The 25,192-nt window shown below is 66.0% G+C and carries 22 protein-coding genes; 14 read left to right on the forward strand and 8 right to left on the reverse strand.

Annotated elements, in window-relative coordinates; genetic code table 11:
• The first annotated feature begins 86 nt into the window (after positions 1 to 86).
• The 5 genes from ACJ8FR_RS01425 to ACJ8FR_RS01445 are packed head-to-tail and all read left to right on the forward strand — an operon-like array spanning position 87 to position 5,377.
• Positions 87 to 1,994: a 2-oxoacid:acceptor oxidoreductase subunit alpha gene (locus ACJ8FR_RS01425; protein ID WP_407826822.1), complete on the forward strand. Its 1,908-nt coding sequence runs from the start codon at positions 87 to 89 to the stop codon at positions 1,992 to 1,994.
• Positions 1,984 to 2,109, forward strand: coding sequence for a hypothetical protein (locus ACJ8FR_RS01430; protein WP_407826823.1), 126 nt, complete (start codon positions 1,984 to 1,986; stop codon positions 2,107 to 2,109). The genes ACJ8FR_RS01425 and ACJ8FR_RS01430 overlap by 11 nt, the downstream gene beginning before the upstream one ends.
• Entirely contained in the window at positions 2,106 to 3,116 is a 1,011-nt protein-coding gene (locus ACJ8FR_RS01435; protein WP_407826824.1) for a 2-oxoacid:ferredoxin oxidoreductase subunit beta, read from the forward strand. Before ACJ8FR_RS01430 ends, ACJ8FR_RS01435 begins: the two co-directional genes overlap by 4 nt.
• Before the next feature lie 14 nt (positions 3,117 to 3,130).
• Positions 3,131 to 4,081 carry a metal-dependent hydrolase gene (locus ACJ8FR_RS01440; protein ID WP_407826825.1) on the forward strand — a complete coding sequence of 317 codons (951 nt, stop codon included), beginning with the start codon at positions 3,131 to 3,133 and terminating at the stop codon, positions 4,079 to 4,081.
• A gap of 48 nt (positions 4,082 to 4,129) precedes the next feature.
• Complete coding sequence (locus tag ACJ8FR_RS01445; protein ID WP_407826826.1) at positions 4,130 to 5,377, forward strand: class I SAM-dependent methyltransferase; 1,248 nt, start codon at positions 4,130 to 4,132, stop codon at positions 5,375 to 5,377.
• 265 nt (positions 5,378 to 5,642) lie between these two features.
• Here the strand turns inward: ACJ8FR_RS01445 and ACJ8FR_RS01450 are convergent, their stop codons facing one another.
• From ACJ8FR_RS01450 to msrA, 3 genes are all read right to left on the reverse strand, one after another.
• On the reverse strand, positions 5,643 to 6,359 hold the full coding sequence (locus tag ACJ8FR_RS01450) for an SDR family NAD(P)-dependent oxidoreductase (protein ID WP_407826827.1): 717 nt from the start codon (positions 6,357 to 6,359) through the stop codon (positions 5,643 to 5,645).
• Between the two features lie 17 nt (positions 6,360 to 6,376).
• Positions 6,377 to 7,840: an amidophosphoribosyltransferase gene (purF, locus tag ACJ8FR_RS01455; protein ID WP_407826828.1), complete on the reverse strand. Its 1,464-nt coding sequence runs from the start codon at positions 7,838 to 7,840 to the stop codon at positions 6,377 to 6,379.
• A gap of 109 nt (positions 7,841 to 7,949) precedes the next feature.
• Positions 7,950 to 8,546, reverse strand: a complete 597-nt coding sequence (gene msrA / locus ACJ8FR_RS01460) for a peptide-methionine (S)-S-oxide reductase MsrA (RefSeq protein WP_407826829.1) — start codon at positions 8,544 to 8,546, stop codon at positions 7,950 to 7,952.
• Positions 8,547 to 8,652: 106 nt separating this feature from the next.
• On the opposite strand from msrA, the gene ACJ8FR_RS01465 reads away from it, so the two are divergent.
• Positions 8,653 to 10,449 carry an acyl-CoA dehydrogenase C-terminal domain-containing protein gene (locus ACJ8FR_RS01465; protein ID WP_407826830.1) on the forward strand — a complete coding sequence of 599 codons (1,797 nt, stop codon included), beginning with the start codon at positions 8,653 to 8,655 and terminating at the stop codon, positions 10,447 to 10,449.
• Here the strand turns inward: ACJ8FR_RS01465 and ACJ8FR_RS01470 are convergent.
• Positions 10,446 to 11,966, reverse strand: coding sequence for a 2OG-Fe(II) oxygenase family protein (locus ACJ8FR_RS01470; RefSeq protein WP_407826831.1), 1,521 nt, complete (start codon positions 11,964 to 11,966; stop codon positions 10,446 to 10,448). The two genes, ACJ8FR_RS01465 and ACJ8FR_RS01470, sit on opposite strands and share 4 nt — an antisense overlap.
• 190 nt (positions 11,967 to 12,156) lie before the next feature.
• Here ACJ8FR_RS01470 and ACJ8FR_RS01475 point away from each other — a divergent pair, with 190 nt between their 5' ends.
• The 4 genes from ACJ8FR_RS01475 to ACJ8FR_RS01490 all read left to right on the forward strand — a co-directional run bounded on the left by ACJ8FR_RS01475 (position 12,157) and on the right by ACJ8FR_RS01490 (position 15,171).
• Positions 12,157 to 12,348 carry a hypothetical protein gene (locus ACJ8FR_RS01475; protein ID WP_407826832.1) on the forward strand — a complete coding sequence of 64 codons (192 nt, stop codon included), beginning with the start codon at positions 12,157 to 12,159 and terminating at the stop codon, positions 12,346 to 12,348.
• A 200-nt stretch (positions 12,349 to 12,548) separates the two neighbouring features.
• A complete protein-coding gene (locus ACJ8FR_RS01480; RefSeq protein ID WP_407826833.1) occupies positions 12,549 to 13,019 on the forward strand; it encodes a DUF4402 domain-containing protein in 471 nt (156 codons plus the stop codon).
• Positions 13,020 to 13,209: 190 nt separating this feature from the next.
• Positions 13,210 to 13,722, forward strand: coding sequence for a hypothetical protein (locus ACJ8FR_RS01485; protein WP_407826834.1), 513 nt, complete (start codon positions 13,210 to 13,212; stop codon positions 13,720 to 13,722).
• Between the two features lie 129 nt (positions 13,723 to 13,851).
• Positions 13,852 to 15,171 (forward strand): L,D-transpeptidase family protein, encoded by a 1,320-nt coding sequence (locus ACJ8FR_RS01490; protein ID WP_407826835.1) that lies wholly within the window; start codon positions 13,852 to 13,854, stop codon positions 15,169 to 15,171.
• Here the strand turns inward: ACJ8FR_RS01490 and ACJ8FR_RS01495 are convergent.
• The 4 genes from ACJ8FR_RS01495 to ACJ8FR_RS01510 form a co-directional block, all read right to left on the reverse strand.
• Positions 15,168 to 17,852 carry a putative bifunctional diguanylate cyclase/phosphodiesterase gene (locus ACJ8FR_RS01495; protein WP_407826836.1) on the reverse strand — a complete coding sequence of 895 codons (2,685 nt, stop codon included), beginning with the start codon at positions 17,850 to 17,852 and terminating at the stop codon, positions 15,168 to 15,170. The genes ACJ8FR_RS01490 and ACJ8FR_RS01495 overlap by 4 nt on opposite strands.
• Positions 17,853 to 17,952: 100 nt before the next feature.
• Positions 17,953 to 18,879 carry a cysteine synthase A gene (gene cysK / locus ACJ8FR_RS01500; protein ID WP_407826837.1) on the reverse strand — a complete coding sequence of 309 codons (927 nt, stop codon included), beginning with the start codon at positions 18,877 to 18,879 and terminating at the stop codon, positions 17,953 to 17,955.
• The gene (locus ACJ8FR_RS01505) at positions 18,876 to 20,150 is read right to left on the reverse strand and encodes an MFS transporter (protein ID WP_407826838.1); all 1,275 of its coding nucleotides are present in this window, start codon (positions 20,148 to 20,150) and stop codon (positions 18,876 to 18,878) included. Before ACJ8FR_RS01505 ends, cysK begins: the two co-directional genes overlap by 4 nt.
• 10 nt (positions 20,151 to 20,160) lie before the next feature.
• Positions 20,161 to 21,384, reverse strand: coding sequence for a cation:proton antiporter (locus ACJ8FR_RS01510; RefSeq protein ID WP_407826839.1), 1,224 nt, complete (start codon positions 21,382 to 21,384; stop codon positions 20,161 to 20,163).
• A 59-nt stretch (positions 21,385 to 21,443) separates the two neighbouring features.
• Here ACJ8FR_RS01510 and radA point away from each other — a divergent pair, with 59 nt between their 5' ends.
• The 4 genes from radA to ACJ8FR_RS01530 are packed head-to-tail and all read left to right on the forward strand — an operon-like array spanning position 21,444 to position 25,148.
• Positions 21,444 to 22,811, forward strand: a complete 1,368-nt coding sequence (gene radA / locus ACJ8FR_RS01515; protein ID WP_407826840.1) for a DNA repair protein RadA — start codon at positions 21,444 to 21,446, stop codon at positions 22,809 to 22,811.
• 38 nt (positions 22,812 to 22,849) lie between these two features.
• Positions 22,850 to 23,365 (forward strand): CvpA family protein, encoded by a 516-nt coding sequence (locus tag ACJ8FR_RS01520; RefSeq protein WP_407826841.1) that lies wholly within the window; start codon positions 22,850 to 22,852, stop codon positions 23,363 to 23,365.
• Entirely contained in the window at positions 23,362 to 24,732 is a 1,371-nt protein-coding gene (gene cysS / locus ACJ8FR_RS01525; RefSeq protein WP_407826842.1) for a cysteine--tRNA ligase, read from the forward strand. The genes ACJ8FR_RS01520 and cysS overlap by 4 nt, the downstream gene beginning before the upstream one ends.
• Positions 24,729 to 25,148 carry an iron-sulfur cluster assembly scaffold protein gene (locus ACJ8FR_RS01530; protein ID WP_407826843.1) on the forward strand — a complete coding sequence of 140 codons (420 nt, stop codon included), beginning with the start codon at positions 24,729 to 24,731 and terminating at the stop codon, positions 25,146 to 25,148. Before cysS ends, ACJ8FR_RS01530 begins: the two co-directional genes overlap by 4 nt.
• Positions 25,149 to 25,192 lie beyond the last annotated feature (44 nt).

The raw sequence follows: 25,192 nt of genomic DNA on the forward strand, positions 1-25,192 counted from the left end.
CGCACGCGACGAGAAAGGTAGCGAAAGCGCAACTGGAGTCCTAAAGAGAGCGCCAACCCGATTTCGCGTTTGTGAAGGACCCGCTCGTGGCGACAGCCACCCATCTCCTCACCGAAAAGGAAGCGATGGCGCATTCGCCCGGCGAAGCCGTGGTCGTCCGCTTCGCCGGCGACAGCGGCGACGGCATGCAGCTGACGGGCGGCCAGTTCACGCTCTCGACCGCTCTCGCGGGCAACGACCTCGCCACCTTCCCTGACTTTCCGGCGGAAATCCGCGCGCCGCAGGGCACGACCTTCGGCGTCTCCGCTTTCCAGATCAACTTCGGCTCGACCGCGATCGAGACTGCTGGCGACGAGCCCGACGTTTTGATCGCGATGAACCCGGCGGCGCTGAAGGTGAACGCCGACGCGCTGCGCGAAGGCGGGCTGATCATCGCCGACGAAGGCGAGTTCACCGCGCGCAACCTCGCCAAGGCTGGTTACGAGCAAAGCCCGCTCGAGGACGGCAGCCTGTCGAAATGGCAGGTCGTCCACTTTAACATCTCGCAGCTGACGCTCGATGCCGTGAAGCCGTTCGGCCTCGGCAACAAGGAAGCGCTGCGCTGCAAGAACATGTGGACGCTCGGCCTCGCGCTGTGGATGTTCGACCGCGACCGCCAGCCGATCGTTGACTGGCTCAACGCCAAGTTCGCCAAGGCGCCCGAGCTTGCCGAAGCAAATATCGCCGCGTTGAACGCCGGCCACGCGTATGGCGAGACGGTCGAGATGGGCGCGCCCTTCAAGCAGCACCATATCGCCGCCGCGCCCGCCGAGCCGGGCCTCTATCGAACCGTCACCGGCGCCGAGGCGCTGGCGTTGGGCCTGGTCGCGGGGTGCCAGCTTGCCGGCGTAAGGATGTTTTTCGGCGGTTATCCCATCACGCCGGCCTCGGCGCTGCTTCACCATCTCTCGCGCCTCAAGGAATTTGGGATCACCACCTTCCAGGCTGAGGACGAGATCGCGGCAATCTGCTCGGCGATCGGGGCCAGTTACGCCGGCCAGCTCGGGATAACCTCGTCGTCCGGCCCCGGCATCGCGCTCAAGACAGAGGCGATGGGTCTGGCGGTGATGACCGAACTGCCGCTGGTCATCGTCAATTCGCAGCGCGGCGGACCGTCGACCGGGCTTCCGACCAAGACCGAGCAATCGGACCTCTACCAGGCGGTCTATGGCCGCAATGCGGACTCGCCGATGCCGGTGATCGCCGCCCGCTCGCCGGCCGATGCGTTCGACTGCGCGATCGAGGCGTGCCGCATAGCGACCCATTATATGACGCCGGTCATCCTGCTCACCGACGGCTATATCGCCAACGCCGCCGAGCCGTGGCGCGTCCCCGACATGAGCGGATACAATCCGTTCCCCGTGAGCTTCTTCGAGACGCCGCCGGCCGAAGGGCAGGGGGTGATGCCTTACTCGCGCGGCGACGGCTTGGCGCGGCCGTGGATCAGGCCGGGTACGCCCGGCCTCGAGCACCGCATCGGCGGGATCGAGAAGCAACCCGGCACCGGCAACATCGACTACAGCCCCGCTGCGCACCAGGAGATGACCGACACCCGCCACGCCAAGGTGCTCGGCATCGCCAATTCGATTCCCGACCAGGACGTGTGCCTCGGCCGCGAAGGCGCCAGGCTGGCAGTGGTCGGCTGGGGCTCGACCTTCGGCCCGATTCACCAGGCGGTGCGGCGCGCGCTGGCCAAGGGCCAGGACGTCGCTCACGTCCACATCCGCCACATCTGGCCGATGCCCAAGAATATGTCTGTCCTATTGAAGGGCTTCGAGCATATCCTCGTGCCCGAGATGAACATGGGCCAGCTCAAGACTCTGCTTCGCGACCAGTTCCTGGTCGATGCACAATCGCTGACGAAGGTCAGCGGCCACCCCTTCCGCATCGCCGAGATCGAGGCGGCGATCGACGCGCAATTGGCCGCGGACTCGCGCGCGCGCGTTGAGGGGTGAACTTAGTGAACTTTCGCGGGCGCCATCGATGAAACAGATCAATGTCTGGCCGATGCTGATGCTGCTGATTGTGGTCGTGCTGCTGGTCGTGTGGCTTGGAGGTCTCGGCCGATGAACGAAATGACGACCGTCACCACGGCCAAGGACTGGGCGAGCGACCAGGAGGTCCGCTGGTGTCCCGGCTGCGGCGATTATGCGGTCCTGAAAGCCGTGCAGCGCACGATGCCTGACCTCGGCGTCGCGCGCGAGAAGACGGTGTTCATCAGCGGCATCGGCTGCTCGAGCCGCTTCCCTTATTACATGGCGACGTACGGTTTCCACACGATCCACGGCCGGGCGCCGGCGGTGGCGACCGGAGTCAAGCTCGCCAACCCCCAGCTCGACGTGTGGATCATCACCGGCGACGGCGATGCGCTCAGCATCGGCGGCAATCACACCATGCACGTGCTGCGCCGCAACCTCGACTGCCAGATCCTGCTGTTCAACAATGAGATCTACGGCCTGACCAAGGGCCAATATTCGCCGACCAGCCGCGTCGGCACGCGCTCGCCCTCGACACCCTTCGGCTCGGTCGACCGGCCGGTGACGCCGTGTATGTTCGCGCTTGGCTCGGGCGCGCGGTTCATCGCGCGCGGCATCGACGTTCACAAGAATCTGCCCGATGTGCTGAAGGCGGCACACGGCCATCGCGGCGCGAGCTTCGTCGAAATCTACCAGAATTGTATAGTCTATAACGACGACGTCTTCGCCGGATTCACCGAGCGCGACGTCGCGGCCGACAAGCAGCTGTGGCTCAAGGCCGGGGAGAAGATGCTGTTCGCGGGCGGAACCAAGGGCGTCGCCCTCGATGTCGACCGGTTGTGCCTCAAGGTCGTGCCGGGCGACGACCCCGCGGTCATCGTCCACGACCCCAGGAACAAGGGCATTGCCGCGATGCTGATCGAAATGCCGGACAGCTTTCCGGTCGCGCTTGGCGTTATCTACGAAGACCCCGCGCCGACCTTCGAAAGCGCGGTGGTCGAGCAGAACAAGGCGGCAGCCTCGGGCAAGGCGCCGGACCTTCAGAAATTGGTCAGCAAGGGTCAGACCTGGATGGTCGAAAAGGAGCCGCACAAGCTTTGATCCGCGGCGCCTGATTGGACAATCTCACGCACTCGCTGGTCGGCTGGTCGCTGGGCCAGGCCGGGTTGAAGACCAAGACTCGCAAGGGCCTTGCCGGGCTGATCCTAGGCGCGAACATGCCCGACATCGACGTCTTCTTCGGTCACGCGCCGTGGGACCCGCTGGCGATCCACCGCGGCTTCACTCACAGTCTCCTCGGCGGCGTGCTCGTGATGCCGCCGATCCTCGCTGGCCTACTGTGGTTGCTGGACCGCTGGCAGGTCCGACGCGGCGCCGAGTTCCGCAGTGGCTTGCCGATGCGGGTCGGGTGGCTGGTGTTCCTGTCCTATCTCGGAACGCTCACGCACCCATTCCTCGACCTGCTAACCACTTACTCGGTCCAGCTCTTCTCTCCCTTGTCCAGCGCCTGGTACCATTCGGACACGTTGTTCATCATCGACGTCTGGATTTGGCTCGTGCTCGCCATCGCTATCGGCATCTCGAAACGGCGCGAGCGGGAGGGGCGCGAGTGGCGCCGAATCCCGCAGACGGCGATCGCGATCGTGCTCGTCTATATCAGCGCCAACCTCGCGATCAGCCAGGCAGCTTACGCGGCGGTGCGATCCGCGGACCCGCAGGCGCAGTCGATCTTTGCCTCGCCGCCGCCGGTCCTCTCCTGGCGCCGCGACCTCGTGTGGCGCGATGGCGGCAATTACTGCCGCGCGGCGTATGACCCATTCGGCGGCGGCTTCCGCGCGGGCGGTTCCTGCGCCCCATCGAACATGCAGGATCCTCTAGTCCGCGAGGCAGTCCGCCGCGATGCGCGCCTCCAGAAATTCCTCAAATGGTCGGTTCTGCCGCAGGCGGAAGTCAGCCGCGGCCGCTGCGTGGTTCGCGTCTCGATCGGCGATGCGCGCTACGGCGAGGGACGGCGTTCACGCCTTGCCCGCGAAAGCGTCATGCCGGCGCCCGGTCCGGGCTGTTAATTCGGAGCTGGCTCGACAAGCCGCGCTCGAATTCATAACTCGCGCGTCATGAGCACGCGCGGCGAGCATCTGGTGCACGCTGACCGCGGTTTTGCGACCGGCGGCGGGTTGCTGGCGCGGCTGACGGCGCCGGCATTCTCGAAAGTGGTCGACCAAATCGACCGGCGCCTCGCTTGCGGCGGCGTCGAGGCGACGCTGCCGCGGGGTGAACAGCGGCTGCTCGGCTTCCACGCCAAGGGTCCCAAGGCGGTCGTCCACCTGTCGAGCTGGCTGGCACTGGTCCGGCTCGCGACCTCCGGCTCGGTCGGTTGGTACAAGGCGTGGACGCTGGGCGAATGGTCGAGCCCGGACCCGGTTGCGGTATTCGAGCTGTTTGCGGTCAATGCCGTTCCGCTCGGCAATGTTGGACGCGCCAAGGGCCCGTTCCGCTGGCTGAACGCGCTGGCGCACCGGCTGCGCGACAATGCGCCTGCCAAGGCGCGGCGCAACATCGCCGCCCACTACGATCTCGGCAATGATTTCTATTCGGCCTGGCTCGATGCGACGATGACCTACAGCTGCGCGCGGTTCGCTTCGCCCGGCGACACGCTCGAGGAGGCGCAGCTACGCAAGGTGCGCACGCTCCTCGACCGCCTCGAAGTCGCGCCCGGCAAGCGCCTTCTCGACATCGGCTGCGGCTGGGGAACGCTGGCGATCGAAGCCGCGAAGCGCGGGGCGGCCGTCGTCGGCCTGACCTTGTCGACCGAGCAGAAGGCCTGGGCGGAGGCGAAGATCGCCGAGGCAGGCCTTTCGGATCGTATCGAGATCCGCCTTCAGGATTACCGCGATACCGCCGAGCAATTTGACCTGATCGCCTCGGTCGAGATGGTCGAGGCGGTCGGGCACCGCTGGTGGGGCGCCTATCTCGACGCAATGGCGCGCAACCTGAAGACCGACGGCCGCGCGGCGCTGCAGTTCATCTCGATCGACGACCGCATATTCGACCGCTACGCCCAGAACGCCGACTTCATCCAAACCTACATCTTCCCTGGAGGGCTGCTCCTCGACGAGCCTCAGTTCGAAGCGCTAGCGCACGAGCGCGGCCTCAGCTGGGAGAAGCGCGAGGGTTTCGGCGAGGATTATGCGGAAACTCTGGAGCGCTGGCGCCATCGCTACGACCAGGCGGTCGCGCGCGGCGCGCTGCACGGCTTCGAGGAGCCGTTCCACGACCTTTGGCGCTATTATCTCATGTACTGCGAGGGCGGCTTTCGCGGACGCCTGATCGACGTCGCCCAGGTGACGATGGTCAGAGGCTGAGGGAAAGTCGGGTGAGCTCTACCGGCTTAGAAAGCTTGGCAGGGCTCACCCGTGCTCGGCACAGGGGCAACGTTGCGCCGGGCAATCCGAACATCGCGGAGGCCTTTCGACCTGAAATGCGTTGGGCATGCGAACCCGACTCGAGCACGGCGCCGCTGCCGCTTGCGGCCTCGTCAGTGCCGCGGGTGTGTTCAATAAACATTAACCGTAATTCCGGCAACGACTGTTTGACAGAAATGTTGCACTCGATCCGCCGCCATTACGGTCAGGCTTCGATCCGCACTTTCACGCCCGTGGGAGCGTCGGCAGCGAGCCGGTCCACGATGTTGCGTGCCACGACTTCCGGCGGCTTGACACTGTTCGGTTCTTCTCCGGGAAAGGCGAGCGCGCGCATCCGTGTGCGGGTCGCACCCGGGTCAACGATGTGGACCCGCACCCGCCCGGTGTATTCGGTTTCGTCCGCATAGGCGCCCAGCAATACCTCAAGCGCCGCCTTGGACGATCCGTACGCGCCCCAGAAGGCGCGCGGCTCGCTGCCGACGGAGGAAGTGAGGGCGACGATGTCGGCCCGCTCGGCGCGCTTCAGCAGCGGGTCGAACGCGGCGATCAGCGCCTGATTGGCGAGCAGGTTGAGACTCAGCAGCCGCGAAAATTCCTTGGGGTCGATATCCTGCACCGGCGTCAGCGAGCCGAGCATCGCGGCGTTGAGAACCAGGATGTCGAGCTTCTGCCACCGCTCGGCGACGGCCCCGGCAAGCTTGCCGATGCTCTCCCCCTCGGTCAGGTCGAGCGGGGCGATCGTCGCGGTGCCGCCGACGGCGTGGATGCGTTCCTCGACCTCCTCCAACGCCGACGCCGTGCGCGCGACAAGGATCACATGTGCGCCGGCCGCGGCGAGCGCTTCGGCAGTCGCGGCGCCGATCCCGCGGCTCGCGCCGGTGACCAGCGCAATGCGCCCCGAAAGGCTTTTCGAATCGGTCATTCGCCGCCTCTAGCGGCTTAGCGGCTGGCGACCAACGAGAGCGACGAGCCGCCATCCTTCTCATTGAGATCGGTGAGGACGGTCGGATAAGCGCCGGTGAAGCAGGCGTCGCATCGCTGCGGCTGAGCGGGATCGCGCTCCTCGCCGAGCGCCCGGTACAGGCCCTCGATCGAGATGAACGCGAGGCTGTCCGCGTTGATGTAATCGCGCATCTGGTCGACGTTCATCTGCGCCGCGAGGAGCTTCGCCCGTTCGGGCGTGTCGACGCCGTAGAAGCAGCAGTGCCGCGTCGGCGGCGAGGCGATGCGCATGTGGACCTCGCGAGCGCCCGCATCACGCATCATCTGGACCAGCTTGACCGAGGTCGTGCCGCGAACGATCGAATCGTCAATGAGGACGATGCTCTTGCCGTCGATCAGCGCGGAATTCGCGTTGTGCTTCAGCTTGACTCCTTGCAGGCGGCCGTCATGGCTCGGCTGGATGAACGTCCGCCCGACATAGTGCGAGCGGATGATCCCGAGCTCGAACGGGATACCGCTCGCCTGGGCATAACCGATCGCGGCGGGGACACCGCTGTCGGGCACGGGAACCACATAATCGACGTCGACCGGCGACTCGCGCGCCAGCTCCGCGCCGATACTCTTGCGGACCTCGTAAACCGACATTCCGTCGGCAATCGAATCGGGGCGCGAGAAATAGATGTGCTCGAAGATGCAGGGACGCGGCGCGACCTTCTCGAACGGACTGAAGGAACGGATACCGTCGTCGTTGACGAGCACCAGCTCGCCGGGCTCGACGTCGCGGAGATAGCGTGCCCCGACCACGTCGAGCGCGACGGTTTCCGAAGCGAAGATCGTCGCTTCGCCGAGCTTGCCCATGACCAGCGGACGGAAGCCGAGCGGGTCACGGCATGCGATCAGACCCTCCGGGGTCAGAACGACGAGCGAGTAGGCGCCCTCGACCTGCTTCAGCGCGTCGGTAAGCCGGTCGAGCATGTTGCTTCGCTCGGACGTCGCAACGAGATGGATGATGACCTCGGTGTCGCTGGTCGACTGGAAGATCGAGCCCTGCCGGTTGAGCGTCCGCCTGAGCTTCATCGCGTTGGAAAGGTTGCCGTTCTGGCCGATCGCGAAGCCACCCTCGGCAAGTTCCGCAAACAAAGGCTGGGCGTTGCGGATGCCGGGCCCGCCCGCGGTCGAATAACGGACATGCCCGATCGCGGCCCTGCCGGCGAGCATCCGGATCACGTCGTCGCGGTCGAAATTGCCCGCGACATGACCCATCGCGCGGTGCGAGTGGAACTGGCCGGCGTCGTAGCTCGTGATGCCGGCCGCTTCCTGCCCGCGGTGCTGGAGGGCGTGCAGCCCGAGGGTCACGAAACCCGCGGCATTGTCCACGCCCCAGATTCCGAACACGCCGCACTCTTCGCGCAGCTTGTCTCCATCGAGTCCATTTGGGTCGAACGGATTGGTCGTCAGCATCGAGTCCCCGCGCGCCAGTGCTGTCGTGGAGCCGCCATATAGGACGAGCCCGCGCCTTTGTCGCCCCCAAAGCTAAATAAGGCGTGAAATATTAACTGCTTAGCGCTGGTTACGCCTTGTAAAGGGCCGGGAATCTCTTGTGCAGCGCGGCGACCTTCGGGCGGTCGTTGACGACGATGTACGGATAGTAAGGATGTTTGCGCGCGAAGCCCTGGTGGTAGGATTCGGCGGGGAAGAAGCCGCCGCTTTCAATGCGGGTGGCGATCGGCGCCTTGTAGATGTGGGACGCGCCCAGCCGCGCGATGAATGCCGTGGCGAAGCGCGCCTGCTCCGCCGATTGGGGGAAGATCGCCGACCGGTAGCTCCGCCCGACGTCGGGGTTCTGGCGGTTCATCTGGGTCGGGTCGTGGGCGACCGTGAAATAGACTTGCAGGAGCTGGGCGTAGCTGATTTGCGCCGGGTCATAGGTGATCTTCACGGCTTCGGCGTGACCGGTGCTTTCGGAGCTCACCGCGCTGTAATCGGCGTCTTTGGCGCTGCCGCCGGCGTACCCGGAGACGACATCCGTCACGCCTTTGACGTGCTCGAACACGCTTTCCATGCCCCAGAAGCAGCCACCGGCGAGCACGGCGGTTTCCGTCCGGGGCGCGGCCGCCGCAGGGCTGGCCATCAGCGCGCCGGCAATCAGAAAATTGGGCAGCTTCATGCGTCTTCCTTCGGGGATTCGACGTAATGTGGCCGAGCCGACATTTACAGATGCTGGACGGGCGCGCACTGGCAAGGCAAGAGCGTTGCTGACACGGAGGTAAGCAATGCCCACCTACACCGCGCCGGTGCGCGACAGCCTGTTCGTCCTCAACGATGTGCTCGACATTGGCCGCTATTCGAACCTGCCCGGCTTCGCGAATGCCAGCCCGGACCTCGTCGAGGCGATCCTCGAGGAAGCCGGCCGCTTCTGCGCCGAAGTGCTCCAGCCGTTGAACCGGATCGGCGACGAGGTCGGCTGCAAGCGTGCCGACGACGGCTCGGTCACCACTCCGCCGGGCTTCAAGGCGGCGTGGGCGCAGTTCTGCGAGGCGGGCTGGCCGACGCTGACGGTGCCGGAGGAATATGGCGGGCAGGGGCTCCCGCAGGTCGTCGGTACGGCAGTCAGCGAATATATCCTCTCCGCCAACCACAGTTTCGAAATGTACCAGGGACTGACCTCCGGCGCGATCGCCTCGCTGCTGGTCAAGGGGTCGGACGAGCTCAAGCGGCGCTACGTCCCCAACATGGCGACGGGAAAGTGGACCGGCACCATGAACCTCACCGAGCCGCATTGCGGGACGGATTTGGGGCTGCTCAAGACCCGCGCCGAGGAAAATCCGGACGCCAGCTACTCGATCACCGGCACCAAGATCTTCATCTCCAGCGGCGAGCACGACCTCGCCGAGAACATCATTCACCTGGTGCTCGCCAAGCGCGCCGGCGCGCCGGACAACGTCAAAGGCATCTCGCTGTTCGTCGTGCCCAAATTCCTGGTGAACGAGGACGGCTCGCTTGGTGCGCGCAATCCAGTCACGTGCGGCGCGCTTGAAAAGAAAATGGGCATCCACGGCAATTCGACCTGCGTCCTCAATTATGACGGCGCCAAGGGCTGGCTGGTCGGTGAGCCGGAAAAGGGCCTCCAGGCGATGTTCATCATGATGAACGCGGCGCGGCTTGGCGTCGGCCTGCAGGGGACCGCTCAGGGCGAGGTCGCCTACCAGAACGCCGCCGCCTACGCGCGCGACCGCCGGCAGAGCCGCGCGCTCAATCCGGAGGACCGCGACCCCGACGCCAAGGCCGACCCGATCATCGTCCATCCCGACGTCCGGCGGATGCTGATGGAATCGCGCGCGTGGAACGAGGCCGGCCGCGCGCTCGTGTTGTGGGGCGCCCTCCAGGTCGACCTGACGCGCCGCTCGCAGGACGAAGTAGAACGCCAGACCGCCGACGACCTCCTTGGCCTGATCACCCCGGTGATCAAAGGCTATCTGACCGACAAGGGCTTCCAGGCCGCGGTCCACGGCCAGCAGGTGCTTGGCGGCCACGGCTATATTCGTGAACATGGGATGGAGCAGTTCGTCCGCGACGCGCGCATTACGCAGATCTACGAAGGCACCAACGGCATCCAGGCGATGGACCTGGTCGGCCGCAAGCTGCCCAAGGACGGCGGCCGGGCGGTTCGCGCGTTTTTCGAGCTGGTCGGCCGGGAGATCGCCGATGCCGGGGCCGCGGGCGATCCGGCGGGTGTCGCCGCTGCGCTCGAACCCGCGCTCAAGGATCTTCAGGCCGCGACGATGTGGCTTGCGCAAAACGGCACGGCCGACCCCGACAATGCCGGCGCCGGCGCTTACGCTTACATGGAGCTGATGGGCCTTGTCAGCCTCGGCTGGATGTGGCTGAAGATGGCGTCGGCCGCGAAACGCGCGCTCGACGGCGGGGCAGAGGATCGGCCGTTCCACGACGCCAAGCTGATCACCGCGCGCTTCTATGCCGAGCGGGAGCTGCCACTGTCGCAAGCATTGCGGCGCAAGATCGAAGCCGGCGCCGAGACGCTGATGAAGATCCCGGCGGAGGCCTTCTAACCGGGCCGCTTAACGTCGAAGGCAACGGTCAGACGCTCGCCGGCGCCGAACGGCCGCGTCCCATGCCACATGGTAGACGGAAACAGCACCAGTCGCCCGGGCTTGGGCTCGACGACGCGGATCGGCGGAAGGTCGGGGACTAGGTCGCCGGCTTGCCCTAGCGACAGCCATCCCGATTCGCCTTCGCCGCGCTGCTGTTTGTCGGGCAAAGCTATATAGAGGGCTGAGCTGATCCAGCCGGCCGGATGCAGATGGTCGACGTGCCGTCCACCGCCGGCAAGCCGGACCGACCAGGAGCCGTTGAACAATATCGGCGACCGTTGTTCGATGAACGTCGGGTGATGAATGCGGGGCGCGGCAAGCTGCGCGACATGGTTTTCGACCGCCGCGACGACCGCCTGCCGAAGCTCGCGTATCGCCGGATCGATACGGCTGAACAGGTCGCCTTGCGTTTGCGTCCCGCCCCTCAGGCTCTGGTCTACTGGTTCGACGCGCGCCCAGTGGAGCGAGCGTAGCCGGTCGGCAAGGCGGTCGAGGTTGGGCAGGCTCCCGGCAATGTCATAGACGCCAATCAGGCTCGGATCGCCCTCCAGCCATTGCCATCGCTCATCGACCAGCAGCCGCCAGCAAATCGAGAGGTAAGGCCACATCCAATTGCCTGACTGCGCGATATTGCTTTCAGCGACCGCGGCCGCTTCCTCGATGCGCCCCGACCGGATCAGAAAATGAACGTAGCCGACCAATAGGCCAAGATCGGGAAGATGTTTTACGCGCTCGAACAAGGGCCCTGCAGCCTCGAGCTGGCCCAGCTCGGCGCGCGCGACTGCTTCGGACGCCACGAATTCGGGCTGCTGACCGAGAGCGGCCTTTGCTCTCTCGATGATGTGTAGACCGCGCTCGTGAGCGTTGTCGTGTGCGAGGGTATGGACGTAGGCGATCCATAGCGCCTTGTTCTGGGGACTGGAGGCAACCGCGTGATCGAAGCTCCGGGCGAAGCCTTTGCGATCGCCGGTCTCCCAGCGAATTTTGGCCAGGGTTTTGTGCCCCTCGATCCAGCCTGGGTCGGCACCAAGCTCCTCCTCCAAAGCGCCGATGACCGCTGCCGACTGGCCTTCTTGAACCCATGCGGCGCAAAGGCGGAGCCACAGACTTCGGTCCGTTGGATTGAATTCGATCGCCCGTTCGAACAGCTCGGCGGCGGGGAGGCCCGCCTCGAACGTCACCGTGGCGAGTCCGTCCGCGATCATCGCATCGTTCGGCAGAAGCGCGGCCGCCTTGCGGAAGGCTTCGAGCGACGCGGCGCTGTCTTGCAGGTCACGGTTGATTAATCCAAGCAACTGCCACAGGCGCGGGTTGGTCGGATTCCGTTCCACTGTCTGCCGCACCGGTTCGAGCGCTTCCGCCTGTGCTCCCGCCTGGAGCGCGGCGGCGCCCGCCTTGAGCATTGCGTCGGGATCCCCGGCGGCGGAGGCTTTCTGCAACAGCCGCAGGGCGTCGGATTTGGCGTGTGGAAGCATGCGGAGGACGTTCAATTCGCCGATGAGCTACTGCACTGACGGTCGAAGTGACAAGAATCTTTAGCCTTATCGGCGCCTTTACGTTCGGCCACTTGACCTAAGTTAGAGGGTTAATCTGTGATCTACTGCTATGTGGACAACTCGCGCCGTCGAGTCGCATCGGGTGGTTCGCGGCGCAGGCCATCGGGGGGTGGCGAGTATGGAAGCGGACCTCGCCTACTACCGACGCCGTTCGGCCGAGGAGAGAGTTGCGGCGGAGGCTGCTCCGAACAGTGCGGCGCGCGCGGCGCATCGCGAGCTTGCACGCCTTTACGGCGACCGGGTCGCCTTGCTCGAGGCACAGACGGACGCCGCTCCCCTGCACCTCGTCAGCGCGGCCTGATACCAGCGGCATACCGCGCATCGCGCCGAGTTTGGCTTCCAAACAAGGTAAATTTCACGCAAACCAAAAGCCTTCAATCGGCGTGAAGGCACGGCGGTGCATTGGGGCGTCCTCGATTAGTTTATTAGTGGGGAACCAAGATGCGCTTTCATGTCTGCCTCGCGGCGCTTGCCGCTTCCGTCGCTGTTGCCACGCCCGCCGTGGCCCAGCTAGCTCCTCCGGTCACCGACAGCGACACTGCACTCGCTCGCGGGGTCGTTCTCGGCGCACACAGCTTGAAGAAGTCCAAGGACCTCGATTTCGGTGTTGTCGCCGTTGATCCAGTGAATTCGGGTACCGTCTCAATCGCTGCGAGCGCGGCCGGAAACCGCACTGTGGGTGGCGGCGTCACCAGTCTGACGAGCACCTATTCGGCGGCCGAGTTCGACGGTAGCGCGGCCCCGAACGAACAGGTGGTGTTGACGATGAGTGGACCGGCAACTGCGTCGGTGCAGGACGGCGGCGGGAACAGCATTCCGGTCGCACTCGTCCTCGACGCGGCTGGTGCGACACGCAATGCGGACGGCGCAGGCGGGTTCACCGTTTATGTCGGAGGCACGTTCCAGATTGCCGGCGGTCAGACACCCGGCGTTTACAGCAATACGTTCGACCTGACCGCGGAATATCAATAACCGCCGCACGGGCGGTAGTTTCGAGGGGCGGTCGCGCGGCTGACGCTGCGCTGCCGCCCTTCGTGTGTTTAACAACCGTTCAGCTTGGCACGACGACTCGACCCCCCGCGGCGATGAATGCCGGCCCTGCAAGACCGATCGGCGCGTTGATCCGGCAGGTAAGACTGTTCATTTCACGGAGGAGTGAGTCATGCGTATTTTCACTAAGCTGCTGACGGCAAGCGCGGCCCTTGCGGCTACGGCGCCCGCAGCGGCCCAATATTATTCGAACCCTTATAGCAGCAGCGGTTACGCCCAGCCGTATAGCTACGCCCAAACCTACGGTTATGCCCAGCCTTACGGCTATGGCCAGTCCGCTTATGCCGTGAACACGACCGCCGCGGCGCAGCAATGCTCGTCCGCGGTGCAGAGCCGGCTGTACAACCGCAGCAGCATCGGCGGAATCCTAGGCGCGGTGCTGGGTGCCAACACCAGCCGCGGTCGCGTCGTCGCGGTGACTCAGGTTAGCCCGCGCAGCAACGGCTTGGTCCGCGTGCGCGGCCTTGCCAGCAGCGGCCGCTATGCCTCGAACGGTTACGGCGCTTATGGCGTCGGTGCCTATGGCGCGGCCGGCTACGGCTACGCCAACCAGGCCGACCTTTCGTTCCGCTGCGACGTCGGTATGAACGGCGAAGTCTACAGCGTTAGCATCAATCGCCGCTAAGCTCGCGGCAGTCAGTCAAGGGAAGAGCGCCGGTTCACGCCGGCGCTCTTTCCTTGTGCGCGGCGTTCAGCGAAGGGTCAGTGCCGGGTTTGCTACCCAGCACGGGATTCGTGCGTTTGAAGGACCGCAATGACCAAGTTCATCTCGACGAGACTGCAAGTGATCGTGGCAGCAAGTGCCTTGTGCATTTTGGCGGGCGCTCCGGCCGTCGCGCCGGTGCAGGCAAGGGCTCCAGCGGTCGCGCCATTTGGCGGTGATATCGCCGACTTCTACCGAGGCCGTGGTGGCGCGCCGTTGTGGTTCGCACCGAATGCCGGTCCCGCGGCGCAGCAACTGCTTCAGCTCCTTGCCAGCGCCCAGGCCGACAACCTCAATCCCCGGCGTTACGACGTGCGCGGCCTGGCGCGGGCGGTCGATGGTGCGCGCTCCGGCGACCCTGGGGCGCTCCAGCGCGCCGAGGTCATGCTCAGCAGCGCGTTCGTGGCCTATGCCCGCGACTTGCGGCACGACCCAGGCGTCGGCATCGTCTATGTCGACCAGGAGCTCAAGCCGGCTCCGCCGTCGGCGCGCGAGCTGCTGATTGCCGCGTCGCGGGCGCCGTCGCTCGGCGACTATGTCCAGCAGATCGGCTGGATGAACCCGATTTACGCCAAGCTACGGCAGGCGCTCGCGAGCCGCATTTATCACAGCCCGGCCGAGTCCCGGCTGCTGCAGCTCAATCTCGAGCGGGCCCGCGCGCTGCCCGCAGGCGGGGGGCGCTACGTCATCGTCAACCCGCCGGCGGCCCGGCTTTACATGTACGAGAACGGGCAGGTGGTGGACTCGATGCGGGTCGTTGCGGGCCGCCCCGACCCGATCGCCCAGACGCCGATGATGAATGCCTTCATCCGCTACATCGCGCTCAATCCCTATTGGAACTCGCCGCCTGACATCACTTCGCGGAAGCTTGCGCCGACCATCCTCAAAGAGGGGCGCGCCTATTTTACAAAGCGGGGTTACGACGTCGTCGATCAGTTCGGTGCAAATGCGCATGTCCTTGATCCGATGGCGGTCGATTGGAGGGCGGTCGCGGCTGGCCGCGTCAAGGTCAATCTGCGCCAAAGGCCTGGCCCCGCGAACTCGATGGGCAAAATGAAGTTCATGTTCCCCAACGCGGCCGGGATCTGGCTGCACGACACGCCCGAGAAGGAAAAGATTGAGGATGCGGCAAGACTCGAGAGCAACGGTTGCGTCCGGCTCGAGGATGCGGCGCGCTTCGAGCGCTGGCTATTCAACGGCCGGGCTCCGAGCCCCAAAGGTGCCCGGCCGGAGCAGAAGGTCGACCTGCCGCAGCCGGTGCCGATTTACATCACCTATCTGACCGCTGTGCCGAGTGGCACCTCGATCGTCTATTTCGACGATTTCTACGGCAAGGATCGCGCCCAGGCGCGGCGGTTCGCCGCGCTCTAGCTGGCGTTGCGCGCCGGCTGGTCGACGTGCCACGGCCGCATGCTCGTGGCCGGATTCGGCTTTTCTTTCTTCGCCGCGAGCCGTGCGAGGTCGAAATGGCCTTCGAACTGGACCCCGAACTTGCCTGCCTGGGCCCAGCGTACGAGGCCTCTGACCGGGCCGACGCCGACGATGTCGATCGCAAGCTCGGTGCCGGGCGCGACCGACAATGGACATTCGACCAGGGCGCCCATCGACGAGATGTTGCGCAGCTTGAGCTCGACGCTCTCGCCGCCGATGCACGTCATGGCGCGTCGCATCAGCAGGTGCCGCGCCTCGCGGATGACGGCGAAGCCCTCGGCCGCGACGGTAACCGCGTTGGCGAGCTCGCGAGCGGTCTCGGCCGGGCTTGGGCGGCCGAAAATATAGCCCTGCACCATGCTCACTCCGAGCTCTCGGATCAGTTGCAGATCGTCATGGGTTTCGACACCCTCGGCGCAGGTGTCCATGCCGAGCGTATCGGCAAGGGTGACAATGGCGCGGATGATCGCCGCATTGCGGTTGGTTGTCGACGCGGCGCCGCGGACGAAGCTCTGGTCGATCTTGATCTTGTCGAACGGCGCCTTCTTCAAATAGCCGAGTGAACTGTAGCCGGTGCCGAAATCGTCGAGGGCGAGGCGGACGCCGAGCGCCTTCAGCGCGGCGAACGTCTCGTCCGTGGAATCGCCCTCGGCGAGGAATACGCTCTCGGTAATCTCAAGCTCGAGCCGCTCCGCCCGAACACCGGTCGCGGCGAGGTGCTTGCCGACCATGGCCGCCACTTGCGGATCGTTGAACTGCAGTGGCGACAGGTTGACGGCGACGCGGACCTGGTCGGGCCAGCGCGCGGCCTCCTCGAGCGCGGTCCGCAGCACCCACTCGCCGATCTTGCCGATCAGGCCCGTTTCTTCGGCCAGGGGCACGAACTTTTCCGGTGAGACCGCACCGCGCGTCGGGTGCTGCCAGCGGACCAGCGCCTCGAATCCGGAAATCTCTTCGCAGGCCGCGCGAACGATGGGCTGGTAGTTGACCGAAAGCTCACCGCGCTCGATCGCCTGGCGGAGGTCGTTTTCGAGCAGCTGTCGCTCGGCGGCTTCGCTGTGCATCGAGGGTTCGTAGACACAGTGCTTGCCGCGCCCGGCGCCTTTTGCCGCATAAAGCGCGAGGTCGGCATTGCGAACCAAAGCATCCGCGCTGGCGCGGCCGGGATCGCCGATCGCAATCCCGAGCGACGCCCCGATCATGACCTTGTTGCCTTCGATCGTGTAGGGCCTCGAGACCTGCTCGATCAGCGTCCGCGCGAGCGATTCGAGAAGCCCGATGTCGGCGCCGCCCGGCAGCACCGCTTGGAACTCGTCGCCGCCGAGGCGGCCGACCTGGCCGTGGTTTCCGATGACCGATTTCAACCGCTCGGCGACCTGGCGAAGGAGAGCATCGCCGACCGGATGGCCGAGCGTATCGTTGACGTTCTTGAACCGGTCAAGATCGATCATGAACAGCGCACAGCCCTTCTTGCGGTGGGCCGCGTTGCGGAGGGCTTCCTCGAGCGTCTGGCGCATCATTGCGCGGTTAGGCAGCGCGGTCAGCGAATCAAAGCGCGCGAGCCGGGTGATCTCGCGCTCCGACTTGCGCTGCTCGGTGAGGTCGGTGCCGATCCCGCGGAATCCGAGGAACCGCCCGCGTTCGTCGAAGATCGGGTTGCCCGACAGCGACCAATGGACGTCCTGCTCGCTCGCGGGGCGGACGACGACATCGGAAAACGGGAACCGCGCCGACAGATGGAAGCCGAGGGTCTTGCTTTCTTCGGTCGATTCCGATCCGTGGTCGACCGACACCAGGTCGGTGAACTGGCGGCCAAGCAGCGCCTCAGGCTGGCACTGGAAATCATCGGCGAGTTGGCGCGAGACGTAAGATAGGGTGCCGAGGGAGTCGGTCTCCCAAAACCAGCCGCGCCCGCTATTTTCAAATTCGTCGACGAAGTTGAGCGCCTTCTTCGCCTGCCATTCGAGGGCGAGACGGTTTCGCCCGCCGAACATCGTCTTCTGCGTGATGAGGACGCTGTAGACCACCATCAGCAACGCCAGCACGTCGATGGCGAAGGTCACTTCGAGGTTGCGCGAGAACAAAATCGTCGAGACAAACGCCACCAGGGCATTGACCACTGCAAGCGGGGGTGAGGGGACCGCGATGACCGAGCGCAGAAAGAACCCGGAGGCCATCGCGACCGTGACGAACGACGCGCCGGCCAGGCTGAACGAGCCGGCGCCAGCGCTTGCGATTGCCCACAGCATTCCGGTCGCGGCGAGATAGCCGCACATCAGCCGGACGACCGTGTGCGGCGACATTTGCAGCTTGCGCCAATACAGCAGGATGACGCCGGCGACGGCGTCAAGGGTGACCGAGCCTGCAAACGGCAAGCAGGCGCCGACGAACGCCTTCCAGGTCACGTGCGGAGTGCCGTCAAAGAACACGCTCAGGATGACGGCGACGTGCCCGGCGAGGAGTAGCCACGGGGCGAAGATCCAGGCGCCGAGCCGACGCTCGGCAAGCGTTTGATCAGCACTGTCCGAGTGGTCGCGGACGTCGAACAGCAGCACTTCCTGCACGGACGAGCGCGCGGGCGGGTGAATTTCATCCGATTTGCGGAACAAGGTCCGACGCATCAAGGCTCCCTGCACGCCACTGGGCACGACCCATCACGGCCAAGATGCACCTTAACCTGCGGAGTTAACCGCCACGCGAAGAAACAGGGTTAGCGCTTCCTTAGGCTTCTTCGGGCAGGAAATCGGCGACCGACAGATAGCGCTCGCCTGTGTCGTAGTTGAAGCCGAGGACGCGCGCGGTTTCGCCAAGCTCCGGCAGCTTCTGGGCGATCGCTGCGAGCGTCGCACCCGACGAGATGCCGACCAGCATGCCTTCCTCGCGAGCGGCGCGCCGCGCCATCTCCTTGGCGTCGTCAGGCGCAACCTGGATCACTCCATCCAGGACGCTCGTGTCCATGATCGCGGGGATGAACCCGGCGCCAATTCCCTGAATCGGGTGGGGACCGGGCTGCCCGCCTGAGAGCACCGGCGAAAGGGTCGGCTCGACCGCGAAGACCTTGAGGTTGGGCCATTCCGGCTTCAGCACCTCGGCGCAGGCGGTGATGTGGCCGCCGGTGCCGACGCCGGTGATGATCGCATCCGGCGGATTGTCGGAGAAATCGCGAAGAATCTCTTGGGCCGTGGTGCGGCGGTGGACTTCGACGTTGGCCGGATTCTCGAACTGCTGCGGCATCCATGAGCCGGGAGTCGAGGCAATGATCTCCTCGGCGCGAGCGATCGCGCCCTTCATGCCCTTTTCCCGGGGCGTGAGGTCGAAGCTCGCCCCATAAGCGAGCATCAGGCGGCGCCGCTCAATGCTCATGCTCTCCGGCATGACGAGGATCAGCCGATAGCCTTTGACCGCCGCGACCATCGCGAGGCCGATCCCGGTGTTGCCGGACGTCGGCTCGACGATCGTTCCGCCGGGCTTGAGCTTCCCGGAGCGTTCGGCGTCTTCGATCATCGCCAGCGCGATGCGGTCCTTGATCGACGCGCCCGGGTTGGCCCGCTCCTGCTTGATCCACGCCTCGGCTTTGGGGCCGAACAGGCGGTTGATACGCACGTGCGGCGTGTTGCCGATCGTCTCGAGGATATTGCCGGCCTTCACCCTGGTTCTCCTCTTTCTTGTGCGCTGCGCAAATCGGGTTGTTCGAAGCTTTTTGCAAGCCGCAGCTCGGGGAACCACCATGACCAGAGCACGACCACCAATATCGCACCGACGCCGCCGGCGATCACGGCCGGGACCGGGCCGATCAGCGCGCCGAGGAATCCGGATTCGGCTTCGCCCAGCTCGTTCGAGGCGGAGATGAACAGCGACGAGACCGCGCCGACGCGGCCGCGCATCGAATCGGGCGTGTAAAGCTGGATCAGCGACTGGCGAACGTAGACCGAGAACATGTCGGCGGCGCCGAGCAGGGCGAGGCAGACGAGCGACAGCGGCATCGATCGCGAGAGGCCGAAAATGATCGTGGCCGTGCCGAACACGCCGACCGCCGCGAGCATCTTGAGGCCGACGTTGTGCTTCAGCGGCCGGAACGAGAAAAATGCCGCGGTCAGCGTCGCGCCGAGCGCCGGCGCGGCGCGCAAATGGCCTAGGCCCTCGGGCCCGGCATGGAGCACGTCGCGGGCGAAGGCAGGAAGCATCGCCGTCGCGCCGCCCAATAGCACCGCGAACAGGTCGAGGCTGATCGCGCCGAGGACGAGCCGGTTGCGACGGACATATTTGAGGCCCTCGACCATTTGCGCCCAGGGGTTCGGGCCGCGGTTGACCTCGGGCCGCGCAACCGGGCCGATCGCGAACAAGCCGGCGAGCCCGACCGCGAACAGGATGGTGCTCGCCGCATAGGGCGCGAACGGGGCCCAGGCGTAAAGATAGCCGCCGAGCGCGGGGCCGGCGATCGCGCCGCTCTGCCAGGCAATCGACGACAAGGCGATGGCGCGCGGCAGGATGTCGCGCGGGACGAGATTCGGCGCGAGCGCTCCGAGTGCCGGGCCGGCGAAGGCGCGGGCGACGCCGAGCAGTGCGGCAACCGAATAGAGGACCGGCAGCGTCGTCGTGTGGCGCCACGCGAACCAGGCGAGCGCGCCGGCGCAGCCAAGCTCCAGAGCGACGGAAGCGCGCGCGATCCAGCGCCGATCGACCCGGTCGGCGGCCCATCCGGTGACGAGAGTCAGGAGGAACAAAGGCAGGAACTGGACGAGGCCGATGATGCCGAGCCTGAGCGCGGCTTCCTTCACGCCCATCGTGTGGCGGGCGATGTCGTAGACCTGCCAGCCGATGACGATCACCATCGCCATCTGCGCGATGGTTGAGCTCAGCCGGGCGACCCAGAAATAGCGAAAAGCGGGGATGCGAAGCGGTTCTGGGAGGAAGCTCACGCGGCGCTTGCTAGGGGGCGGGCGCGGATCGGGCAACCTCCGGCGCGGGCCGTTTCCGCCCGAGCTCAAGCTTCCTGATCAGCGACGGCATGGTCAGGCCCTGCACCAGGATCGAGAAGGCGACGACCGCGAAGGCGGCGAGGATGATCGCATTGCGCTCGGGCACGGCCGGCGGCACCGCCAAGGCGAGCGCGAGGGCAAGCGCGCCGCGCAATCCGCCCCAGAACAGGGTGTGCTGGTAGGCGGCCGTGAGGCGCCAGCGCGACCCGCGGAACAGCGCCGCAAGCGGATAGATCGACAGGCCGCGGCCGGCGATCACCAGCAGGATCGCGACCGCCGCCGCTGCCGCGCCGAGCCGGTGCAGCGGCTGTCCCGCCTCGTTGAGGCCGATGAGGATGAACACGAAGCTGTTGGCGAGGAACGCGAAATATTCCCAGGCCCAGTGAACACGGTCGCGCCCGGAGCGCGACAGGAACCGCGTGCCGCCGCTGCCGATCACCAGGCCGGCGGTGAGGGCGCTGATGATGCCCGAGGCATGGAAATGCTCGGCGACCAGGAAGGAGCCATAGGCGGCGATGGTCGTCAGCGTGATCTCGACCAAAGGGTCGTCGGTGCGCCCGACGATGAGCAGGATGGCGGCACTGATCGCAAGACCGATGACGATCCCGCCGCCGAGCGTCCACAGGAACGCCGGGATGATGCTTCCGGCCTCCGCCGGCGCCCCGGCAGCAATTGCGGACAGAAGGGCGAAGCCGACGGCGGCGACGCCGTCGTTGAGCAGGCTTTCGGACTCGACCACCATCGAGACGCGGGGCTGGGCGCCCATCTCGCGGAACGAGGCGATGACCGAAACAGGATCGGTTGCGGCGATGAGCACGCCGAACAAGGCTGCGCCGATCCAGCTCCAGCCGACGATCGCGTGCATACCGGCGGCCACGACCGCCGCGGCGATCGCGACGCCGAAGAAGGCCAGCGTCATCGTCAGCGGCAACTCGGCGCGGAATCGCTTCCATTCGAGCTGCAGGGCGGCCTCGAACACCAACGGCGGGAGCAGGACGTTGAAGATCAAGTCGCGGGACAGCGGCACTTTGGGGCTGTTGGGCAGGAGCGCGATCAGGAATCCGGCGACAACCAGCCCGACGATGTACGGCAGTCCCAGCCGCCGCGAGAGCATCGCGATCAGGCACGCGGCGAGGAGCAGCACTCCGATCGGGGCAAGCGAAACGCCGGTCATGGCAATCGCATAGTGGAAGCGGGCTTTTCCGCAAACGATGTTCGTGTATTGTTCCGCGCATGGCCAAACCCAAATCCCGATACACGTGCCAGGCCTGCGGGTCGGTTCAGCACCGCTGGCAGGGGCAGTGCCCCGACTGCGCCGAGTGGAACACGCTCGTTCAGGAGAGCGCCGAGGTGTCGAGCATCTTCGCCGCCAAGCACAATCTTCAGGGCGGCGGGCGGGTGATCGCGCTGATTGGCCTCGAAACGCCGGCCGCGCTGCCGGAGCGGCTGCCGAGCGGGCTCGCGGAGTTCGACCGGGCGATCGGCGGCGGGATCGTCGCGGGATCGGCGATGCTGGTCGGCGGCGACCCGGGAATCGGCAAGTCGACCCTGCTGCTCCAGGTCGCGGCGCGGCTGGCGGGCGAGGGGAAAAAGGTCATCTATGTCTCGGGCGAGGAATCGGCCGAGCAGGTGCGGCTGCGCGCGGTGCGGCTGGGACTGGGCAGGGCGCCCGTGCGGCTCGCGGCGGCGACCTCGGTCCGCGATATCCTGACGACGATGCAAGACGGCGAACCGCCGGCGCTGCTGGTGATCGATTCGATCCAGACCATGCACAGCGATCTGATCGAAGGCGCCCCGGGGACGGTTAGCCAGGTCCGCGCCTCGGCGCAGGAGCTGGTGCGCTTCGCCAAGGAGCATGGCACGGCGGTGGTGCTCGTCGGCCATGTGACCAAGGACGGCTCGATCGCCGGCCCGCGCGTGCTCGAGCATATGGTCGACACGGTGCTGAGCTTCGAGGGCGAGCGCAGCCACCAGTACCGCATCCTTCGCGCGATGAAGAACCGCTTCGGCGGCACTGACGAGATCGGCGTCTTCGCCATGGAAGGCGCCGGGCTGAGCGAGGTGCCCAACCCCTCGGCGCTGTTCCTCACCCACCGCGGCGAGCCGGTCAGCGGCACCAGCGTGTTCCCCGCGATTGAGGGCTCGCGGCCGGTGCTGGTCGAGATCCAGGCGCTGACCGTGCGGCTGGCGAGTGGCGCCACGCCGCGTCGCGCGGCGGTCGGCTGGGACAGCGGGCGGCTGGCGATGATCCTCGCGGTGCTCGAGGCGCGCTGCGGCATGAGCTTCGCGACCGCCGAGGTTTATCTCAACGTCGCCGGCGGATACCGGCTGAGCGATCCCGGCGCGGACCTGGCGGTCGCCGCCGCCTTGGTGTCGGCGATGTCCGAGCGGCCGGTGCCGAGCGAATGCGTGGTCCTCGGCGAGATCGCATTGTCGGGGGAAATCCGCCCGGTCGCGCATGCCGGGCTGCGGCTTAAGGAATCCGCCAAGCTCGGGTTCGAGGCCGGGTGGGTGCCGAAGGGCATCAAGGGCGGCGAGGGCCTGCGCCTCGCCGAGTTCGGCAATCTGCGCGGTTTGGTCGATCAAATCCTCGGCCGTTAGGGCTGGCGAAGCACGAACGAGGCCGCTAGCCGACAGCGGTGACCGCGCTCGACGTCTTCGTCTTCCTGCTGCTGATCGGCGGTGCCGCTGTCGGCTTCGTGCGCGGCTTCGTCCACGAGGTTATCTCGCTGTTCGCTTGGATCGTCGCCATCGCCATGCTCAAGCTGTTCCACAGCCAGTTGTGGAGCGGGATCGAGAACAGCTTCCACGCGGCTTCTGCCGCGGCGGCGGTCCTTGCCTTCGCGATCCTGTTCGTGCCGAGCTTCCTCGCGGTGAAGCTGCTCGCACGGTCGATCGGCGGGAAGACGCGGCGCCACGCGGTGCTGGGGCCGGTCGACCGCGCGCTCGGCGGCGGTTTCGGAGCGATCAAGGGGCTGCTCGGCGCGACCCTGTTCTTCCTGCTCGCCAATCTTGCGACCGACATGGTCTATGGGCCGCAAGCCGACCGGCCGCAGTGGATGACGACCTCGCGCACCTATCCTTTGCTCAACGCAAGCGGCCGCGCGATCGTCGACTGGGTCGAGGCGCGGCGGCACAGGCTCCCGCAGCGATGATCCGCCTTCACGACACGCTGGCGCGCGAGAAGCGGGAGTTCGTTCCGGCCGACCAGGAGCGGATCACCATGTATGTATGCGGGCCCACGGTCTACGGCCGCGCCCATATCGGCAATGCCAGGCCCGCGGTGGTGTTCGACACGCTGGCGCGGCTGATCCGGCATGAGTTCGGGCAGGACAGCCTGGTTTACGCGCGCAACGTCACCGACGTCGACGACAAGATCATCGCCTCGGCTGAGGCGGAGGGCGTCGAGCCCTCGGTGGTCACCGAGCGCTACGAGCGCTTCTACCTTGAGGACATGGGCGCCCTTGGCGTTGCGCCGCCGGACATCGCGCCGCACGCGACGCAGGAAATCGGGCCGATGATCGCGATGATCGAGCGGCTGATCGAGCGCGGCAATGCTTACGGGGCCGAGGGGCACGTGCTGTTCTCGGTGCCGAGCGACCCCGATTATGGAGTGCTCAGCAAGCGCGACCGGGACTCGATGATCGCCGGCGCGCGCGTCGAGGTCGCGCCGTACAAGCGCGATCCCGCCGACTTCGTGCTGTGGAAGCCGAGCAGCGAAGGCGTGATCGGCTGGGATTCGCCGTGGGGCAGGGGGCGCCCTGGATGGCACATTGAATGCTCGGCGATGATCCAGGCGCATCTGGGCCAGACGATCGACATCCACGGCGGCGGGCTCGACCTCATCTTCCCGCACCACGAGAATGAGATCGCGCAGAGCCGTTGCGCACATGGCGGCGCGCCGCTCGCGCGCTATTGGGTGCACAACGGTTTCGTCGACATGGGCGCCGAGAAGATGTCGAAGAGCCTCGGCAATATCGTCACGCCGGCCGAGCTGCTGGCGCAGGGGCATCGCGGGGAGACGCTACGGCTGGCGTTGCTGAGCGCGCATTACCGCCAACCGCTGCCGTGGACGGAGACTCTTGTGGCGCAGGCGAAGGCCACGCTGAACGGATTATACAGACGAGCGGGGGATGCGGAGCCCGGCGAAGTCGATGGCGGAGTGCTGGAAGCATTAAGCGATGATCTCAACACGCCACTGGCCATGGCCCGCCTGAATCAATTGAACGAACCAGCCACTCTCAAGGCCAGCGCGAAGTTGTTGGGCCTTCTTGGCGACACCGAAAGCGGATGGTTTGGACGTGTTGCGTCAATGAGTGGAACAGCTTCCCTCAAGTTTACGGCAGCTGGGACGCTGTCCCACGTTCCTCTTCCCGAATTCGTTGCGTCAAAGATCGCGGAACGCGCCGAGGCCAAGAAGAACGGCGACTTCGCCACCGCCGACCGAATCCGCGAGCAGCTCAAGGCCGAGGGCATCGTCCTTGAAGACGGGCCCGGCGGCACGACATGGCGGCGGGAATGACCGAGCCGCTCTACACGACGGAAATCCTGCGGCTGGCGGCGTCGCTCAGCGCGCCGGGCGAATTGGAGCGCGAGGATGGTTCCGCCGAGGTTCGCTCTCCCGCTTGCGGTAGCCGCGTTCGTTTGGTCGTCCAGCTCGACGGTGACCGGCGCGTGGAGCGACTGTCGATGCAGGTCCATGCCTGTGCGTTCGGCCAAGCTTCGGCCGCGCTGGTCCAGCGGCATAGCCGCGGCCGTACCCACGATGAAGTGTCGGAGGCGATGCTCACGCTGAGCCGCTGGCTTGCCGGAGAGCACGACCAAAGTGGCTGGCCCGGCATTTCAGCGCTCGCGCCCGCGCGCCCACGCACCGCGCGCCACGGAGCGATCCTGCTCCCGTTCCGCGCATTGCTGGCGGCAATGGAAGCCGTTGGCTGACGTTCATCCCACGTTAGCCGGTGGGCTATTGGGCGACGCGGCGC

It is taken from the genome of Sphingomonas sp. (genome assembly GCF_045810705.1).
In the GTDB taxonomy this organism is placed as follows: domain Bacteria; phylum Pseudomonadota; class Alphaproteobacteria; order Sphingomonadales; family Sphingomonadaceae; genus Sphingomicrobium.